Annotated in this window: 14 protein-coding genes; 3 read left to right on the top strand and 11 right to left on the bottom strand. The window is 66.7% G+C overall.

Going from position 1 to position 19,192, the window contains the following annotated elements; all coding sequences use genetic code 11:
• The 6 genes from BCUN_RS00575 to BCUN_RS00550 all read right to left on the bottom strand — a co-directional run bounded on the left by BCUN_RS00575 (window position 1) and on the right by BCUN_RS00550 (window position 7,068).
• Window positions 1–2,493 (bottom strand): HAD-IC family P-type ATPase, encoded by a 2,493-nt coding sequence (locus BCUN_RS00575; protein ID WP_033516899.1) that lies wholly within the window; start codon window positions 2,491–2,493, stop codon window positions 1–3.
• 31 nt (window positions 2,494–2,524) lie between these two features.
• Window positions 2,525–3,130: a type 1 periplasmic-binding domain-containing protein gene (locus BCUN_RS00570; RefSeq protein WP_051920392.1), complete on the bottom strand. Its 606-nt coding sequence runs from the start codon at window positions 3,128–3,130 to the stop codon at window positions 2,525–2,527.
• A gap of 11 nt (window positions 3,131–3,141) precedes the next feature.
• Window positions 3,142–4,431: a class I SAM-dependent RNA methyltransferase gene (locus BCUN_RS00565; RefSeq protein WP_033516897.1), complete on the bottom strand. Its 1,290-nt coding sequence runs from the start codon at window positions 4,429–4,431 to the stop codon at window positions 3,142–3,144.
• The gene (locus BCUN_RS00560; protein ID WP_033516896.1) at window positions 4,403–5,176 is read right to left on the bottom strand and encodes a DUF3159 domain-containing protein; all 774 of its coding nucleotides are present in this window, start codon (window positions 5,174–5,176) and stop codon (window positions 4,403–4,405) included. Before BCUN_RS00560 ends, BCUN_RS00565 begins: the two co-directional genes overlap by 29 nt.
• A gap of 71 nt (window positions 5,177–5,247) precedes the next feature.
• Window positions 5,248–6,075 (bottom strand): DUF3710 domain-containing protein, encoded by an 828-nt coding sequence (locus BCUN_RS00555; protein WP_033516894.1) that lies wholly within the window; start codon window positions 6,073–6,075, stop codon window positions 5,248–5,250.
• Between the two features lie 132 nt (window positions 6,076–6,207).
• Window positions 6,208–7,068 carry an exodeoxyribonuclease III gene (locus tag BCUN_RS00550; protein WP_033516892.1) on the bottom strand — a complete coding sequence of 287 codons (861 nt, stop codon included), beginning with the start codon at window positions 7,066–7,068 and terminating at the stop codon, window positions 6,208–6,210.
• Window positions 7,069–7,233: 165 nt separating this feature from the next.
• On the opposite strand from BCUN_RS00550, the gene BCUN_RS00545 reads away from it, so the two are divergent.
• Window positions 7,234–7,905 carry a hypothetical protein gene (locus BCUN_RS00545; protein ID WP_051920390.1) on the top strand — a complete coding sequence of 224 codons (672 nt, stop codon included), beginning with the start codon at window positions 7,234–7,236 and terminating at the stop codon, window positions 7,903–7,905.
• Between the two features lie 90 nt (window positions 7,906–7,995).
• Here BCUN_RS00545 and BCUN_RS00540 read toward each other — a convergent pair whose 3' ends face one another.
• The 5 genes from BCUN_RS00540 to BCUN_RS00520 form a co-directional block, all read right to left on the bottom strand.
• The gene (locus BCUN_RS00540; RefSeq protein WP_033518487.1) at window positions 7,996–10,017 is read right to left on the bottom strand and encodes a dipeptide ABC transporter ATP-binding protein; all 2,022 of its coding nucleotides are present in this window, start codon (window positions 10,015–10,017) and stop codon (window positions 7,996–7,998) included.
• A gap of 24 nt (window positions 10,018–10,041) precedes the next feature.
• Window positions 10,042–10,995: an ABC transporter permease gene (locus BCUN_RS00535; protein WP_033518485.1), complete on the bottom strand. Its 954-nt coding sequence runs from the start codon at window positions 10,993–10,995 to the stop codon at window positions 10,042–10,044.
• A gap of 14 nt (window positions 10,996–11,009) precedes the next feature.
• Window positions 11,010–11,936: an ABC transporter permease gene (locus BCUN_RS00530; protein ID WP_033518484.1), complete on the bottom strand. Its 927-nt coding sequence runs from the start codon at window positions 11,934–11,936 to the stop codon at window positions 11,010–11,012.
• Window positions 11,937–12,397: 461 nt separating this feature from the next.
• A complete protein-coding gene (locus BCUN_RS00525) occupies window positions 12,398–14,035 on the bottom strand; it encodes a peptide ABC transporter substrate-binding protein (protein WP_033514877.1) in 1,638 nt (545 codons plus the stop codon).
• Between the two features lie 304 nt (window positions 14,036–14,339).
• The gene (locus BCUN_RS00520) at window positions 14,340–15,287 is read right to left on the bottom strand and encodes a tyrosine recombinase XerC (RefSeq protein ID WP_033514875.1); all 948 of its coding nucleotides are present in this window, start codon (window positions 15,285–15,287) and stop codon (window positions 14,340–14,342) included.
• 169 nt (window positions 15,288–15,456) lie between these two features.
• Between BCUN_RS00520 and BCUN_RS00515 the strand changes: the two genes are divergently transcribed.
• Both BCUN_RS00515 and BCUN_RS00510 read left to right on the top strand, forming a co-directional pair.
• Window positions 15,457–16,305 carry an ABC transporter ATP-binding protein gene (locus BCUN_RS00515; protein WP_051920388.1) on the top strand — a complete coding sequence of 283 codons (849 nt, stop codon included), beginning with the start codon at window positions 15,457–15,459 and terminating at the stop codon, window positions 16,303–16,305.
• A complete protein-coding gene (locus BCUN_RS00510; RefSeq protein ID WP_033514873.1) occupies window positions 16,302–19,142 on the top strand; it encodes an ABC transporter permease in 2,841 nt (946 codons plus the stop codon). Before BCUN_RS00515 ends, BCUN_RS00510 begins: the two co-directional genes overlap by 4 nt.
• Window positions 19,143–19,192: the final 50 nt, after the last annotated feature.

The raw sequence follows: 19,192 nt of genomic DNA, 5'->3' as shown, positions 1-19,192 counted from the left end.
CTACTTCTTCCCGCGCAGCCGCTTGTATCGTGAGATGACCGAGTCCGTGGCGGCGGGCAGCAGCCTGGGGATGATCCACATGCAGGTTGCGAACAGCAGGGAGGCGATAACCAACTGGAGTCCCAGGGTGAGCAGTCCCTTGCCGCCGGGCAGCCCGAAGGCGAAGAAGTTCGCCACGAAGGGGATGCACATGCCGAGCACGCCGACGGCGGCGAAGGCTGCGACCAGCCAGCCGCGCCATGAGTTGAGCGGCCGGGCGACGCGGGCGAGCACGTAGATGCCCATGAGGAACAGCGCGGTCGCGCACATCGAACGCAGCCAAAAGAGGTCGTCGCCAGCCACGGGGCGCGCCCAGCCCATGAGGGAAGGTACGAACCAGGCGCTCAGCAGCACGGCCAGGGCCGTCGCGATGCCGCAGGGCAGGGAGAAGGCGAAGACGCGGCGCAGGAAACCGGGCATGTAGCGGCGCGTGTTAGGCGCCAGGGCCAGCAGGAAGGCGGGTGCGCCGATGGTCAGCGCGCCGATGTAGCTGATGTGCCGTGGCAGGTACGGGTAGGAGATCGCGGTGAGCACCACGCCGAAGGAGATGAGGGCCGAGTAGACCGTCTTCGTCAGGAAGAGGCTGGCGACGCGTTCCATGTTCGCCATGACCTGTCGGCCGCGGGCCACGACGTCGGGCAGGTGCGAGAACCTCGAGTCGACGAGCACGACCTCGGCGACGGCCTTCGTGGCGGGCGCGGCGTTGCCCATGGCGATGCCCAGGTCCGCTTCCTTGATGGCGAGCGCGTCGTTGACGCCGTCGCCGGTCATCGCCACGACATGGTCGGTGCGGTGCAGCGCCTGCACGATCGCCTTCTTCTGTTCGGGCAGCACGCGGCCGAGCACGTCGACGCCCTCGAGGGTGCGCGCCAGTTCGTCGAGGTCCTCGGGCAGTTCGCGCGCGTCCATGGCGACGGGCTTGCGGTCGCCGGTGAGCTTGACGCGGCCGGCGATGGCGCCGACGGTGACGGGGTTGTCGCCGGAGATGACGCGGCAGCGCACGCCCTGTTCGCGGAACCAGGCGAGGGTGGGTTCGGCGTCGTCGCGGATGTGCTCGGAGCAGGTGACCAGGCCCATGGGCACGGCGCCGGCGTCGAGCGTGGGGTGGTCGACGAAGCCGGCGGGGGCGGCGTGCGGGTCGTGCACGACGAGCAGCACGCGGTTGCCGTCCTGGGCGAGCCGGTTGACGCGTGCCAGCAGGTCGGCGTGGTCGCCGTCGAGGGCGGCCAGGATGACCTCGGGGGCGCCCATGGTCCACGTGCCCGACTGCGGGCCGTCGCCGGCGTAGGAGACGGCGCTCCATTTGCGGGCGCTGGAGAAGGGGACGCGTTCGGCGACGGTACCGGCGGTGACGCCCTGCTTGGAGAGGCCCGCGAGAACGGCGGCGCCGGTGCCGTTGGGGTTGGCTTCGTTGGACAGGTCGTAGAGGGCCTGCAGGGTGGCGGTGCGGTCGGCGCCGTCGAGCAGCGCGCAGTCGTCGTAGACGATGGTGCCGTCGGTGATGGTGCCGGTCTTGTCGAGGTTGAGGCAGTCGACGCGGGCGAGGGTCTCCACGGAGTCGAGGTCCTGCACGAGCGTGTTCTTGCGGGCCAGGCGGATGGCGGCGAGCGCGAAGTTGAGCGAGGTGAGCAGCACGAGGCCTTCGGGGACCATGCCGACGACGCCGGCGACGGCGGAGACGACGGCCTGCCGCCAGGCGCCGGTGGTGAAGGCGTGCGCGAAGCCGCCGACGGCGTTCATCTGCGTGATGATGAGTAGGATGCACAGGGGCACCACCAGGAAGGTCATGAACTTGAGGATGGTGTTGATGCCCTTGTTGAGGTCGGAGACGTTCTTCTTGTACACCTTGGCCTGCGCGGTGAGCGTGGCTGCGTAGCTGTGGGCGCCCACGGCGGTGACGCGCACCAGGGCCATGCCGGACACGGCGGTGGAGCCGGAGTAGACGGTGTCGCCCGGCTTCTTGCGCACGGTGCGCGATTCGCCGGTGATCATCGACTCGTCGAGTTCCAGGCCCCAGTCCTCCACGATCTGCGCGTCGGCGGGGATCTGCTCGCCGGCCCGGACCCAGAGCAGGTCGCCCAGGACGATGTCGTTGTGGGAGACCTCGACGTCCTTGCCTCCACGGCGCACGAGGTAGTCGGAGGCGACGAGGATGGACAGCCGATCGAGCGTGCGCTTGGCGCGCAGCTCGGTGACGATGCCGATGCCGGTGTTGATGAGGATGACGAAGCCGAAGACGGCGTCCTTCCAGGAGCCGGTGATGAGGACCATGACCATGGCGGTCAGGATGATGCCGTTGAACAGCGTGAACACGTTGGCACGCACGATGTCCGCGAGGGAACGCGACGAGGAGGACTTCACGGCGTTGCTCTCGCCGCGTTCCATGCGATCCCGGACTTCCTGGGCGTTCAGGCCGGCTTCCGTGACGGTGGGCATGCTGGTGGTTTCGCTCATGCGTTCACCCTACCCGCCGTGCCCGAACAAGTCAGGAATCCTCACCCGTGCGCGTAGTGACGGTGATGTCGCGTGCGTGCGGATAGTCGTTGATGACGGTGTAGGCGGCGTCTCCGATGGCCTCGGCGTCCTCGGCCGCATTGTCCACGGTGAAGACGGCGGCGAAGAGCGTGGCGTCCGCGGGCGTATCCACGGGGTCGGTGAGCACGACGGAGATGCCGGCGCGGCGTGCGAAGGACAGGGCGTCGTCCCAGCCAGTGCGGTCGGCGTCGTCAAGGGTCAGGCCGACGACCATGATGAGCTTGACGTGCTGGCGCACGGCGTCGTCGACGGCCTGCTGGCCGACGGCCGCCGGGTCCGCCATGCCGGACGTGTTCGTGTAGCGCGGGATGAGCCGCTTGGACTGCAGGGCCTTGAGCAGCGGCGCGTCCAGGGCGTTGCCGCCGGGCGTGCCGATGACGGCGACCGTGAGCGGGGCGCCCGGGTCGGCATCGTAGGAGATCTCGGGCTCCCGGTGCTGGGTGTCGCCGACCGCGTCGCCGTGCGGCGCGCACGACGAGAAGGCGAAGGTGGCCATGGCCGCCAGGATGCCGACGACGAGCTTGAACAGGATGCCGATGCCCATGCGTTTGTTCACTTCCCCTCCGTTCAGGCCCGGGTGAAGGTGGCCACGGTCTCCACGTGGTGTGTCATGGGATAGATGTCGAAGGCGCGGATGGCGCGCAGCTCGTAGCCTTCGGCGGCAAGCGTGGCGGTGTCGCGCGCCAGGCTCGTCGGGTCGCAGGCGACGTACACCACCGCCCGGGCGCCGGACGCGGCGATCTGCCGGCAGACCTTCGCCTTGGCGCCGGCCCTCGGCGGGTCGAGCACCACCACGTCCGGGTGGGCCAGGGCATCCGGTACGTGCGCCAGCGACTTCGCCACGTCGCCCTGCACGGCGTTCACGCCGTGCAGGCCCGCAGCCTTGAGGTTGTGCCGGGCGTTGCGCACCGCGTCGGGTGCGCCTTCCACGGACAGCATCCGCGCGACGGCCAGCGTGGCCAGGGGCAGCGTGAACAGGCCGGACCCGGAGTACAGGTCCCAGGCAATGGCACCGTCCTTGCCTTGCAGCAGGCCGCGCACCTGGTCGAGGACGTACTGCGGGAGTGCCAGCGGCGCCTCGCGGTGCATCTGCCAGAAACCGGATGCCTCGACCCGGTAGTCGAATGCATGGCCGTCCACCATGGTGCGTTCCGTGAGCCGTTCGTTGCCGGCCACGCAGGCGCCGTCCACGAGGATGCCGTAGTTGTCCCCGACCGCTTCCAGCAGGGCGTCGTGACCGGTGCCGCCGTCCTCGGTGCGGGGCTGGGGCGCGGCCACGCGGATATGGTGGCCGTCCGGTGCCAGGCCGTCCCAGACGCCATGGGTGTCCGCAACGGCCAGCAGCGCCTGCGTGGCCAGGGGCATCGTGTCGATCGGCACACGCACGTGCGATTCGCGTCGGCGCATGGAGGCATGGCCTCGCTCGTCGGTCACCATCTCGATGCGGGTGCGCCAGTGCATGCCATCCAGGGCCGCGTCCCCCGGCATGGCCACGACCTCGACGTCCGTCTCCACATGGCCGAGCCGGCGCATCTGGTCCTCCACGACCGCGCGCTTCCACTCATGCTGGCCTTCGAGGGACACGTGCACCAGGTCGGCGCCGCCCAGGCCGCCGCCCCACGCCAGAGGTCCCGCCTGGGGCCATGCCGGCTCAACCCGCAGTGGGCTGGGCTCGAGCACCTTGGTGACTTCCGCGGTCCAGAAGCGCGCGTCGGCACGCTGCGGCTGGTCAAGGGCCATCTCCACCAATTCACCGGGCAACGCGAACCGCACGAAGACCACCCGGCCGTCCAGGTGCGCCACGCAGCGCCCCTGGTCGGCAAACCGCTCAATCCTGACGGTTGCGCTCGTCGCCATCCTCGACCTTCCCTTCCGCTTCCAGCGTCTGCAGTTCCTCTTCGGCGCCCTCGCGCCGTTCCCGTTCCTTCTCGGCGAGCCGGTGCCGGTGAAGGGGCGTGGCCACGATCAGGTAGGACACCCAGATGGCCAGGGCCCAGAACGGCAGGCCCATGAGCAGGCGCGTCACGCCCAGCCAGCCCACTTGGTCCGTCAGGTACAACGGCACCTGCACCACCAGGCGCAGGGCGAATACGCTCGTCCAGAGCCATGTGACGACGGTGTAGGCGTGCACGAGGGCGCGGTCGGCACGCCAGCCGTCCAGCCACTGCCGGAAATGCTCCGTGGGCAGCGACCGGAGGAATTCCACGATGAATCCCAAGGCGGGCACGCGGCAGGCCAGGGAGATGAGCAATACCACCAGGTAGGCGGCGTTCGTGATGAAGCCGTACATGTAGTAGTTGCGCGCCTCGCCGGTCTTCCATGCCCACACCAGGCAGATCGCCACGCCCACGAGGCCGCTCAGCGCACCCATGACGGACTGGCGCTGCACGAGGCGCACCAGCACCTGCAGCACGGCGACCACGGCCGACACGATAATGGTCAGCTGCAGCTTGCCGGTGATGACGAACATCGCCACGAACAGGACGCCGGGCACCATCGACTCGACCACGCCGCGGGGGCCGCCGATGGCATCGACCACGGAGAAATCGTCGTCGGCGGAGGCGAGCGCCCCCAGCCCGGTCCGTTTGCGTTCGTCGGTCATGCTGTCCTTTCGTCCGACGGAAAGTCCGTGCCCACGCTCGTGGGCACGGACCGGTACGTCATGTGGTTGTCCTAGCGCAGTTCGGAGAACATGGGGCCACGCGAGAGGGTGGCCTCCTGCTCGACCTGCTGGTCGCTGGAGAGCGGGCCGTCGGGACGGCGCAGCGCGTCGTTGGCGTCACCGGCCTGCTTCTCGGCGAGCTCACGGCGTTCGCCCGGGGTCAGCGGCTGGCTCAGCGGGATGAGGTCGTTCGGGGCAAGGGGCTCGCTGCCGCGGTCCACGACCACCTTGGAGAAGAAGTCGTTGAGGACCTTGGTCTCCTCGGCGTCGGAATCCTGGGCGGCGGTGCCGGAGAAGATGCCGCGCAGCATCCAGCGCGGCCCGTCGACGCCCACGATGCGGGTGGGGTGGGTCTTGCCGTCGGCGGTCTTGACGGGCATCTCGAGCTCGGTGCCGAAGACGCCCTCCACTTCCTTGGCGGCGGCGTTCTTCTGCAGCATGCGGGCGCGGATGTCATCCCACAGGCCCATGGTCTTCGGCGCGGCGAAGGCCTCGAGCTCCAGCGAGGAGTGGCCGATGGTCACCGTGGCGCCCAGGAGGCTGTTGTCGGCGCGGCTGGCCTTGATGCGCAGCTGGATGCCCTGCACGAAGGGCAGGTAGAAGGCACCCAGTGAGAGGTACTCGTCGTAGTCGGGGGCGTCGTCCTCGTCGATGTCCCACGGTCCGAGCTCCACGCCGCGCTCGTAGGCGGCAGTCCCGTCCGCGCCTTCCGTGTCCGCGTCCGCGTCCAGCTCCTCGCCGACCGCGGCTGCCTCGTCCTCGGTCTCGGAGGCGATAGCGTCCTCGACCTGGTCCTCGTGCTTGTCTTTCTTCTTCTTGCCGAATCCGAACAGACCCATGGGTTTTCCTCGTTTCCTGGAATCGTTGCGCTTGCATCGCCGCCGTGCCCGACCGGGCCGTTCGGCACTGTCACCCACAGTACCACGACGCCGCCGGAACGGGAGAGGTTCACGGGCGGCAATGGAAAAGGGTCACACGTCGTAGGTGATGGTCAGCGGAGCATGGTCGCTCCACCGCTTGAAGTAGTTGTCGGGCTTGTCCACCACGAAACCACGGGCGGCCTGCGCCAGTTCGGGGGTGGCGAACTGGTAGTCGAGCCGCCAGCCGGCGTCGTTGTCGAAAGCACGGCCGCGCATGCTCCACCAGGTGTAGGGGCCCTGGATGTCACCGGCGAGGTCGCGCATGACGTCCACGTAATCGAGGTCCTTGAGCCAGCGGTCCAGGTAGGCGCGTTCCTCGGGCAGGAAGCCGGAGTTGTGCACGTGGCCGGCCGGGTTGTTGATGTCGATGTCCTCGTGGGCCACGTTGTAGTCGCCGCAGACCACCGCCTGCCGCCCGCCGTGGGCCGCCTCGTCCTGCAGCTGTCCCAGCCGTTCGGTCATCTTCTCGAGGAAGCGGTATTTCTGGCCCATCTTGACGGGGTCGTCGACGTTGCCGGCGTGCACGTACACGCACACGACGGTGATCACGTAGCCTTGCGGGGTGCGGATGTCCGTCTCGATCCACCGTCCGGTGTCGACGTCTTCGTCGAGGCCTTCCAGGCCGTAGCGGCGTTCGAGGACGGGCAGGTCGCTGACGATGGCCACGCCGGCCCTCCCCTTGACCTTGCACACCTCGTTGCTGCTGGCGAGGTCGGCGGGAGCGGACAGCCGGCCCGCCTCCACGTAGTCCTGCGCGATCTCGGCGATGATGGGGTCGATCTCGCTTTGCGGTGCGCGTACTTCCTGCATGCACCAGATGTCGGGGGTGTTGCGCATGACCCACTTGTGCAGTCCCTTGCGCTTGGCGGCGCGGATGCCGTTCATGTTCGAGGTGGTGATCGTCACAGTCATGGCTCCCGAGCCTACCAGCCGGCCTGTGCCGTCTCGCGCGCACAGAGGAAAACCGCCCCGGGGACGCCGGCCGTCACCTACGGTGGGGGAAGGCACGTGCGTTGCGCACGGCAGGGACGGCACCGCCCGGTGCCGCGGGACACGGGAACGGAGGAGAGAGGAACCATGGCGACCAATGGCAAGGACAAGGACAAGGCGACGCGGGCGAAGACGCCTTTGGGGTTCATCGTCTGCATGTGCGTGGTGGCGGTCACCTTGGTGGGCGCCGCCGTCTCCCTGTTCGACCACACCGACTTCGTCGCCGACATCTTCGTGGAGGTCTCCGTGTTCGTGGTCTTCGTGGCGGGCTTCTTCACGAACTCGCGGCGCATGCAGTTCGGCTACCTGATTTTCGCCAACCTGTACGTGATCATGTTCCTGGCCATCTTCGGCAAGGTGTTCTACGACAACTTCAACCAGGGCATCGGCATCCTGGTGCTCATCCAGATCATCTTCTCCACCGTCAACCTGGTGCCGATCGTGCTCTACCACCTGAGCAACCGCACCTTCTTCTACAGCTACCAGCGCCAGCTCATCTACCCCACCATGTTCTTCGCCTTCGTGCTGCTGGGCCGCCTGCCGGGCGGCGACGTGCTCACCAGCGAGGTGTCGCACGAGATCTTTTCGCTGATCATCTTCGCCCAGGCATTCGACCTGTTCGATTCGATCCACAAGATCGGCAAGGCCCACCATATGGCCGCCTACACCTTCGCGAAGGAGGACGGCACCCTGGTGGGCGACGACGGTGAGGTCGAGCCGACGGACGACGACGAGCCCAACCCCACCGAGGAGATCTGAACGGGCCCGACCGACAGACGGATACGGGGAGGGGCGGACGACCCGCGGGTCGTCCGCCCCTCCCCGTATCCGTCTGTCGGTCGGGCCCGTTCAGTCCAGGTTGAGGCCCAGCTCCAGCTTGCCGCCGGGAATGGCGTCGAGCAGGTCGCGCGTGTACTGCTGCTTGGGATGCAGGAAGACCTCGTCGGTGGTGCCGTGCTCGACGAGCTTGCCATGCTGCATGACGACCACGTCGTCCGCGATCTGGCGGACCACGGCGAGGTCGTGCGTGATGAACAGGTAGCTCAGGCCGTTCTTGGCCTGGAGGTCGTTGAGCAGGTGAAGTACCTGGTCCTGGACGAGCACGTCCAGCGCGGAGACGGCCTCGTCGCATACGATGACGTCCGGATTGAGCGCCATGGCGCGCGCGATGGCGATGCGCTGGCGCTGGCCGCCCGACAACTCGTTCGGATAACGCTGCATGACGGATTCGGGAAGCTCGACCATGTCGAGCAGTTCCTTGACGCGCGCACGGCGGCTCTTGGCATCGCCGATCTTGTGGATGCGCAGGGGCTCCTCGATCGAGCGGAAGATGGAGTACATCGGGTCCAGGGAGCCGTAGGGGTTCTGGAACACCGGCTGCACGTGGCGGCGGAAGTCCAGCAGGCCCTTGCCCTTGAACTGCGAGATGTCCTCGCCGTTGTAGGTGACCTTGCCGGAGGTGGGCTTGAGGAGCCGCAGGACCATGTTCGCCACGGTGGACTTGCCCGAGCCGGACTCGCCCACGATGGCCAGCGTGGTGCCGCGCTTGACCTTGAAGCTCACGTCGTCGACTGCCTTGAACATGTCACGGGTACGCGGCAGCTTGAACTCGCGGGTCAAGTGGTCCACCTCGATGACGGTGTCCGCATGCTCGAGGGAATCCTCGTTGACCTTGTGCTCCATGATGGCCGAGGCGTCCTCGCCGCGCTCCTCCACGGAGACGATGCGCTGCGAGGCGAGGGACGGGGCCGCCGCCACCAGGCGCTTCGTGTACGGGTGCTGGGGCTGCTGGAGCACCTCCAAGGAGGGGCCGGACTCTACGACCTGGCCCTTGTACATGACCACGATGTGCTGGGCGCGCTCGGCGGCCAGGCCAAGGTCGTGCGTGATGAAGAGCACGGCGGTGCCCAGGGAGTCGGTGAGGTCCTGCAGGTGGTCGAGGATGCGTTTCTGCACCGTCACGTCCAGCGCAGAGGTGGGCTCGTCGGCAATGAGCAGCTCAGGGCGGCAGGCCAGGCCGATGGCGATGAGCGCACGCTGGCGCATGCCGCCGGAGAACTCGTGCGGGAACTGGCGGGCGCGGGTCGCCGCGTCGGGCAGGCCGGCCTCGTCGAGCAGGCCCGCGATGCGGTCCTCCACCGTCGAGCCGAGCACGTACTTCTTGGCGATGTACCAGGCGTCGTCGTCCTTCACGCCCGCCTTGATGAGGTCGTCGGCCACGCGCCAGCGGGTCTCGGAACCGGCCACCCACTCCTGGCGGAAGCGTTCCATGGACTTCTCGAAGCGGTCGCCCTTGACACCGGCCTTGACCAGCGCCTGTTCGGCGGCCTCCATGAGGGCCGGCAGCTCCTTGGAGCCCAGGAAGGTCTCGTCGCCTTCGCTCTTGATCTCGATGTCGGCGTCCGCCAGGGCCTTGGCCAGGCTGGAGCGCTTCTCGTGGGAGACGTCCATGTTGTTGGCGGTCAGGGCCTCCTTGACCTGGGTGCCGATGCGCCACACCGGGTTGAGGTTGCTCATCGGATCCTGGGGCACCAGGCCCATCTTGGAGCCGCGGACAGCCGTGAATTCCTTCTGCGTGTAATGGGAGATCTCGGTGCCGTCGAGCTTGATGGAGCCGCCGACCACCTGGCCGGTGCCCGGCAGCAGGCCGAGGCAGGCCATGGCGGAGGTGGACTTGCCCGAACCGGACTCGCCCACGATGGCCACCCACTGGCCCGGGTAGACGCTGAAGGAGGAGTCGCGCACGGCGTGCACGTGCTTGCCTTCGTCGGTGACGAAGTCCACCTGCAGGTCCTTGACCTCGAGCAGGGGTCCCTGGCTGCGCTGCAATTGGTCGAGCTTGTCCTCGATGGTTTCGGTGTTATCAGTCATTGCTTGTCACTTCTCCGAACGAAATCAGGCCGTGCGGCTCTTCGGGTCGAGGGCGTCCTTGACGGCGTCGCCCATCATGATGAATGCGAGCACGGTGATGGCCAGCGCCACGGACGGGTAGAACAGGACCATCGGGTTGGTGCGCAGGATCGACTGGGCGTTCGAGATGTCGCCGCCCCAGCTGACCGTGGTGCTCGGCAGGCCGATGCCCAGGAAGCTCAACGTGGCCTCGGACACGATGTAGGAGCCCAGCGAGGTCGTGGCGATGACGATGATCGGCGCCAGCGAGTTGGGCAGGATGTGGCGGAAGAGGTTGCGCATCGGGGTGGAGCCCAGTGCGGTGGACGCCGTGTTGAACTCGAGGTTCTTCGAGGACAGGACGGCGCCACGGGCGATGCGGGCCGTGGAGACCCAGCCGAAGAGGGCGAGCACGAGCACGACCTTCCACAGGGAGGTGACGGTGCGGAACATCTGCAGCACGACGATGGCTCCGAGCAGCATCGGGATGGCCATGAAGATGTCGACGATGCGGGAGAGCACCGCATCGACCCAGCCGCCGAAGAAACCGGCGATGGCGCCGATGAGCGTGCCGACGGCCACCACGATGACCGTGGTCAGGATGCCGACGCTCAGCGAAGTGCGGGTGCCGTAGACGACGCGCGAGTAGATGTCGCAGCCCTGGGCGTCGAAGCCGAAGGGGTGGCCCGGACGGCTGCCATCAAGGTAGTTGTCGAGGTTGCAGTAGTTCGGGTCGTTCTTGGTGAAGACCCCCGGGAACAGCGCCACGAAGACGATGAAGAGGATGAGGATGCCCGAGATGATGAACAGCGGGTTCTTGCGCAGCGTGCGCCATGCGTCGGCCCACATGCTCGTGGCGGGGGCGGTTTCGTCGACGTTGTCGACGGCGCGCAGCGGCGTCTCGTCGAGCGGGGCGACGTAGCGTTCCTGACCCGGCAACGGTTTGGTGATGTCAGTCATTCGATGTCCCTCTTTCACGCGTAGCGGATGCGCGGATCGAGCGCCGCGTACAGCATGTCGACCAGCAGGTTGCAGACCACGAACACGAGCGTGAGCAGCGTGACGATGGAGACGACCATGTTCGCCTCGCCCTTGAGGATGCTCTGGTAGGTCAGGTTGCCGATGCCGTGGATGTTGAAGATGCGTTCCGTGATCATGGCGCCGCCCATGAGCGCGCCGAGGTCCTGGCCGAGGTAGGTCACCACGGGGATCATGGAGTTGCGCAGGATGTGGCGGAAGGTGACCGCGCCGTTGGTCATGCCCTTGGCGCGTGCGGTGCGCACGTAGTCCAGGGCCACGTTCGAGGAGACCTCGGAACGTGCCAGGCGGATGATGTACGCCATGGAGACCGAGCCAAGCACCATGGCCGGCATCAGCAGGTCGAGGAAGCCCGGGTCGGCACCCGCCGTCACCGGCAGGATACGCCACTTGACGCCCAGGAAGTACTGCCCCAGGAAGCCGGTGACGAAGGTGGGCACGGAGATGAGCAGCAGCGAGACGATCAGGATCACGGAGTCATACCACTTGCCCTTCTTCAAGCCGGAGATGACGCCGAAGACGCATCCGAAGATCGCCTCGAAGACGAATGCCATCAAGGCCAGCTTGATGGTGACGGGGAATGCGCGGCCAATCTCGGAAATCACCGGCTGGCCTGCGAAGGTCTGCCCGAAGTTCAAGGTGAACGCGTTCTTCAGGAAGATGAGATACTGCACGAAGAACGGCTTGTCGAGATTGTATTCCGCGCGGATCTGGGCGGCGACTGCCTCGTTGATTGGCTTGTCGCCGAACATCGCCTTGACTGGGTCTCCCGGCAATGCGAAGACGAGCGCGTACACCAACAGTGTCGTGCCAAGAACCACGGGGATCATCTGCAGGATTCGGCGCAGAAGATATTTGCCCATTGGTTGCTCCTTATTCCTCTTTCGACCGTACGCCCTTCCTCGGTGCGAGATGACGCGCGCGGTCCCCAAGTACCCAGCAAGTCTACCGCATGTGCTGACTTCCGTTGCGGGAAGGATGCATCCCAAGGACATTCCACACGTTTTGCGCACGAAACATCCGCCATTCGGACAGCATTTGGACATCGTGCTGTCCATGAGATGGGACGTCGCTTGCGCCCTGAGCGGAGCTTTGGTTGAATGCCCCTAACCGAAACGGCCATCTGACGGAGAAGGAGGCGCCATGGAGGGACAATCGTTCGTGACCGTGCGGGTCGAGTTCGACAGCGACGAGGACGACACCATCGTCATCGACCGGGACTGACCCGGGAACGCATACGGCGAGGGGCCGTGCGGATCGAGATTCGCACGGCCCCTCGCCGTATGCGTTCCCGGGCGGCCGGCCAAGGCCGGCCACGCCTGGATCACTTGGACATGTTCTCGTAGATCGGCTGGTTCTGCCAATCCATCTCGAAGCCCTTGACGCCCTTGGCGGCCACGCCGTCCGCGTTGGAGTAGTACAGCGGGATGGCGGGCAGCTGCACGAGGAGGATCTCCTCGGCCTGGTGGAACAGGTCGATGCGCTCGTCCTCGCTGGTCGCGGAAGCGGCCTCGGCCAGGAGCTTGTCCACGTCGGCGTTCTTGTAGTCGCCGTCGTTGGAGCCGTGGCCGTCGGCGGCGGCCGAGTCGTACAGCTGGTACAGGTAGTTCTCGGCCGACGGATAGTCAGGCTGCCAACCGGTACGGAAGGCGCCGTCGATCTTGCGGTCGGAGACGGCGTTGCGGAACTCCTGGAAGGTCGGCATCGGGGTGCTCTCGACCTTGATGCCCAGCGTGTTCTTCACGGAGTTGACGATGGCGTCGTACACAGGCTTGGCGCCGCCGTCGGCGTTGTAGGAGAAGGTCAGGGTGCCGTCGTACTTGGAGATGGCCTCGGCCTTGGCCCACAGCTCCTTGGCCTTGGACTCGTTGTACTTGAGGTTGTCGGAGCCCTTGAGGTCCTTGGAGTAGCCGGGGATGACCGGTGCGGTGAAATCGGTGGCCACGGTGCCGACGCCGCCGAGCACCTTGTCCACGATGTTCTCGCGGTTGATGGCCATGGAGAGGGCCTGGCGACGCAGCTGGCCTTCCTCGGTGTTGGTCTCCCAGTGCTTCATGCCCGCGGGAATGGTGAAGGTCTGGATGACGGAGCCGGCCTTGTTGTAGGGCTCGACGGAGGAATCGGTCTCGAAGGTCCTCGTGGCGGAGCTCGGCACGGTGTCCATCACGTCGAGGTTTCCGGCCTGCACGTCGGCGTAGGCAGCCTCGGTGTCGGTGTAGATCTTGAAGGTGATGCCATCGTTCTTCGGCTTTTCCTCGCCCTTGTAGTCAGGGTTCTTCACCAGCACGACCTGGGAGTTGTGGTCCCACTTCTCCAGCTTGTACATGCCGTTGCCCACCGGGTTCTCGCCGAAGGCCTTCGGGTCCTTGTAGAAGGATTCCGGCAGCGGGGCGAAGGCCAGGTAGCCGATCTTGATCGGGAAGACCGAGTCGGGGGCGTTGAGGTCGACGGTGAAGGTCGTGTCGTCGACGACCTTGAGGCCGGACAGCTGCTCGTCGCCCTTGAGGGAGTCGGCATCCTGCAGTTCGTCATAGCCCTTGATGGAGCTGAAGAACGAGGAGCACTTCTGTGCGTTCTTCGCGTTGGCGGTGTAGCTCCAGGCCTTGGTGAAGGATTCGGCGGTCACCGGGGTGCCGTCGGTGAACTTCCAGCCGTCCTTGAGCTTGACGGTGTACTGGGTGGCGTCGTCGCTCGGGGTGATGGACTCGGCGACCTCCATCTCGGTGTCGCCCTTCGAGTTGTAGCGCACCAGGTTGGCGAACAGCAGCTGGCCGATCTTGCCGCCGCCGGTCTCGTTGGTGTCGCCCGGGATCAGGCCGTTCTGCGGTTCCGAGTTGTATGCGGTGATGACGTTGTTGCCGCTGGCGGACGACGCGCCGGAATCACCGGAGCCGCCGCAGCCGGACAGCAGCATGCCGAGGGTGCACACACCCGCGACGATGGCCATGGCCTTCTTCTTCATGATGAACTCCTATTTCCTTGGGAAAGGCAGGTATTCCCACCTATGCGCGCTCCCCCGCGGCAGCAGGACCGTGCGCAATACCACCACATTGTGCCACACTCCCATTCCGGAAGGCCACGAAAATTCAAAAGAATGCTGGTTTCTCTGAAGGCAAACACCAGCGACAGCAACCGTTTTCATCTGGAAAACCGACACATTCCCAACGATGACAGCCGATGATTTCGCTGACGGCAATGCCATGATGGGTACGTTCTCTTTTTCGGCGCCTCCCTGTTTTCCGGAACCGTTCCGTCACGGCAGCGTTTCAGGCCCGGGGGAAGGCCTGGCGATAGCGTCCCTTGAGCTGTTCGATGGAGACATGCGTATAGCGCTGCGTGGTCGAGATCGAGGAATGCCCCAGCATCTCCTGCACCTCGCGCAGGTCCGCTCCCCCGTCGAGCATGTGGGTGGCCGCCGAATGCCGCAAGGCGTGGGGGCCGATGTCCGGCACCTCGGCCGCGGCGGCCGCATCGTGCACCACTTGGCGCACGACGCGCTGGTCGATGCGGCCGCCGCGGGCACCGAGGAAGACGGCGCCGCCGGAGGACGCCTGGGCCAGGACCGGCCGGCCATGGTCCAGCCATGCGCGCACGGCATGCTGCGCGGGGACGCCGTAGGGCACCATCCGCTGCTTGTCGCCCTTGCCCGTCACCTTGACGGTGCGGGTGTCCTCGTGGATGTCGCCCAGGTCGAGGCCCACGAGTTCCGCCACGCGCACCCCGGTCGCGTACAGCAGTTCGAGCATCGCCGTGTCCCGCAGCTCGAGCGCATAGTCGTGCATTTGCCGGGGGTCGGTAGGATCGGCCGGCTCCTCCACTTCGTGGTCCATGGTATCCATGAGCGTGGCGGCCTGCCGCTCGTTGAGCACCTCGGGCAGCGTGCTCTGCGCCTTGGGGATGCGCAGTGCCGCCGCCGGGTCATGGGCGATGGTGCCGCCATGGGCCGCCCATGCGAAGAAGTTGCGTACGGCGATGACCTGGCGTGCCAGGCTGCTCTTGGCCACCTGCCGCGAGCGCACGCCCATCCAGGCGCGCAGGTCGTCGAGGGTGACGTCGTCCAGCGCGCTGCCGTCCGGGCAGACGGTGGCGAGGCAGTCGAGCACGTCGTGGCGGTATGCGGTGCAGGTGTGGTCGCTCAATCCCCTGTTGTGGTGCTCGTAGGAGAGGAAGTCCTCGACCGTGCGCTCGACGTCCCGGTTGCGTCCTGCCGCCATGGGTGCTTCCTTTCCGGCCGTGCCGTTTCGGCTCCTGAACATTTCTTCCCAGTCTAGCGGCCGTGCGGTAAGCTGTGCGGGGAGCCGAGCCCGGCAACGCGCATCGCGGCCGCATGCATGGCCGATGCCCGCGGGCGGCGGACGGGACCACATATATAAAGGAGACACCGTGGCACACCATACGACAGCAGACACCCGGCCGGACGAGGCGGATCCGATCGTGGCGAGGGCCGTCGACCTGCTCAAGACCTATGGCTCGGGCGACAACCAGGTCACGGCGCTCGACCATGTCGACGTGCAGTTCCGCCGCGGCCAGCTGACGGCGATCATGGGGCCGTCGGGCTCCGGCAAGTCCACGCTCATGCACTGCATGGCCGGCCTGGACACCCCCACCTCCGGCCAGGTCTTCGTGGAGGGCCTCGAGGTGTCCTCCATGAACCAACGCCAGCTCACGCAGCTGCGCCGCAAGGAGATTGGCTTCATCTTCCAGTCCTTCAACCTGGTGCCCACCCTGAGCGCCGAGGAGAACATCCTGCTGCCCCTGCAGATCGCCAAGCGGCCCATCGACCGCAAGTGGTTCGACCAGGTGGTCGAGGTCGTCGGCCTCAAGAACCGCCTGACTCACCGTCCCAGCCAGCTGTCGGGCGGCCAGCAGCAGCGCGTCGCCTGCGCACGCGCCATGATGCAGCGCCCGTCGGTGATCTTCGCCGACGAGCCGACCGGCAACCTCGACTCGCGTTCCAGCCGCGAAGTGCTCGCCTTCCTGCAGCACTCGGTGCGCGAGTACGGCCAGTCGATCGTCATGGTGACGCACGACCCGCGCGCCGCCAGCTTCGCCGACCGTGTGCTCGTCCTCGCCGACGGTTCGATCACCCACGACATGGACCACCCGTCCTACCACGACATCCTGGAGGTCTTCGCCGGCGACGACGACGTGACCGTCGCCCAGGAACTCGACCCTGCCGCCGGCACGCACGAAAGCGTGGACGAGGCGCTCGGCGAGGAGGGCCGCGCATGATCCGCATCGGCCTGAGGGACGCGCGCGCCCACCTGCGCCGCTTCGTCATGTCCATCATCGCCATCGCCCTGGGCGTGGCCTTCGTCGTCGGCTCCTTCTGCTTCCGCGAGATGCTCAACAGCCAGGTCGACGACATGATGGCATCCAACTCCGACGCCGACGTGTACGTGCGCGGCGCCACCGAACAGGCCAACGAGGATGACGAGGATTCCCTCTTCTCCTCTGGCCCGGCCTACAACCAGATCTCCCCCGACCTCGTCAGCACCATCAAGGATGTGCCAGGCGTGGCCGAGGCAGGCGTCACCTATTCATACACCGGTGCAGTACTCGTCAAGAAGGACGGCGCCGCGGTGGCCACGGTGGGTGCACCCACCATCGTCGTGGGCGTCGGCGAGGACGCGCCGTGGCGCGCCGCCACGCTCACCGAGGGCCAATGGCCGACCAACGACGACGAGATCGTCCTGCACTCCGGCGCCCAGGAAAGCTCGGGGCTCACGGTGGGCGACACCACCAAGCTCGTCCTGCCCGACGGCCCGCGCGAAGTCAAGGTCGTCGGCCTCTTCGACACCACCTCCAGCCAGGCAGGCGCCATCATCGTCGGCGTCTCCCCCGCGCTCGCCAAGAAACTCTACCTGGACACCACCCACAGTGCCGACGTCTACTACATCGGCGTCTACGGCAATACGACCACACCGCTCGACGAGCAGGCGCAGCAGCAGCTAGCCGACCGCATCAACGAGGTGCTCCCCGCCTCCGCCGACGCCACGGCCGTGACCGGCGACTCCATGCGCGAGGAGAACGCGAAGTCCACGCAGGAGATGCTCGGCTTCATCCAGCCGCTCATCCTCATCTTCGCGCTCATCGCCCTGTTCGTGGGTTCCTTCATCATCGCGAACACCTTCACCATGATCGTGCGTGAATCCATGCGCGGCTACGCCCTGCTGCGCTCCGTGGGCGCCTCCCCCGCGCAGGTCTTCCTCACCGTCATCATCCAGGCGATCGTGTTGGGCGTCATCGGCTCCGCCATCGGCGTACTGCTCGGCTGGGGCATGCTCGAGCTCATCGGCTGGGGCATGGGACAGGCAGGCATGCCCCTGTCCGGCTCGGCGGCACCCACCTTGCGTGACGTCGTCGTCGGCGTCATCGTCGGCATCGTCGTCTCCGTGCTCGGCGCCGCCATCCCCGCGCGCACCGCCGCCACCGCGCCGCCGATCCAGGCGATGAACGAGACCGTCAACCCGGAGAAGCCGGTGCGGCTGCGCGGCTGGCTGGGCGGCGCCATGGTCGTCATCGGCGGGATGCTGTGGTGGCTGTCCTACGCCATCGCCACGGCCGAGCACGGCAATGCCACCCCCCTCGCCTGGGTCAACGACCTGGGTGCCGAATGGCCTTTGGGCATCGGCGCGGCCCTCGTGGTCATCGGCGTCATCGTGCTCGGCCCCGCCTTGGTCGGCCCGGCCGGCAAGGTGCTCGGCTGGATCCCGGAGCATGTCTTCCCGGTGACCGGCAAGCTGGCCACCCGCAACATCGCGCGCGCCAAGCGGCGTACCGCGAACACGGCGGCCGCCCTCTTCGTCGGGCTAGCCATCGTCAGCTGCCTGGGAGTCATCGCCTCCTCGGTGAAGACCTCCGTGCACGGCCTGGTCGACGACATGCTCCAGTCCGACTACATCGTCATGCCCGCCGCCAGCGGCAGCGGGCTGACCGATGAAGTCGTCAAGGCGGTCGAGGACACCGACGGCGTCGGACAGAGCGCCACCGTGACCATGATGCTCGGCGTGAAGATCGACGGCAAAGATGCCCTGCCGGTGACCACGCAGCAGGACCTCTTCACCGAACTCGCACCGCCTTCCGACATGCAGGGTGACGCTCCCGCGGCCTTCGCCAAGGGCGAGGCGGTCGTCGGCGAGCACGTCATGGAGGACCGCGACTGGAAACTCGGGCAGGAACTCGAATTCACCGCCAGGAACGTGGTCGTGGACGAGGAAGCGACGGCCGCGGCGCAGAAGGCGTACCAGCAGCAGGTCGAGGCCAAGGCGATGACGCTGCAGGGCGAGGCGCAGTCCCTCATGCTCGCCGGCGACGCCGCGGGCGCCCAGGCAAAGGCCGAGGAAGCGCAGCAGGTCGTCGAGGACGCCAAGAACGTCGACCCGTCCACCCTGGTGAAGACCAAGGAAGTCACCGAGACCGCGAAGGTGAGGATCGGCTCCATAGTGGGAGACTCGGTGTACAACGACTACGTCTTCGTGAACGGCGAGGTCGCGGATTCCATCAGCGAATCGACGATGCGCATGACGACCCTGCTCTACGTCAAGGCGGCCCCCGGCGCGGACGTGGCGACCCTGGGCGAACGCCTGGACGATGCGGTCAAGCCCTTCTACACGGTGGCCGTCCTCGACCGCGACGAATTCAAGTCCACGCTGAGCACCATGGTCAACTCCGTGCTGTCCATCCTCTACGCGCTGCTGGCGCTGTCCATCGTGATTGCGATCTTCGGCATCGTGAACACGCTGGCACTCAACGTGTCCGAGCGCACCAGGGAAATCGGCCTGCTGCGCGCCATCGGCACCTCCCGGGCGCAGGTGCGCGGCATGCTCGCCATCGAGGCGGTCATCCTCTCGGTGTTCGGCACGCTGCTGGGCATCGTGGTCGGCGTCGGCGCAGGCGTGGTGATCCGCGCCGTCTACTCCAGCTCCGGCATGACGGACCTGACGATCCCGTGGGGCCAGCTCGGCTGGTTCCTCGTGCTGTCCATCGTCGTGGGCCTCGTGGCCAGCGTCTCCCCCGCCAGCCGCGCCCTCAGGCAGCCGGTCCTCGACGCGGTGAGCAGCGAATGAGCCGAGTCTGACCGTGGATATGCCGAAGGCGCCCGTCCCTTGGACTTCCA

The sequence above is a fragment of the Bifidobacterium cuniculi genome, from assembly GCF_000741575.1.
GTDB lineage: Bacteria > Actinomycetota > Actinomycetes > Actinomycetales > Bifidobacteriaceae > Bifidobacterium > Bifidobacterium cuniculi.
This window is presented reverse-complemented; position numbering and strand designations above follow the sequence as displayed.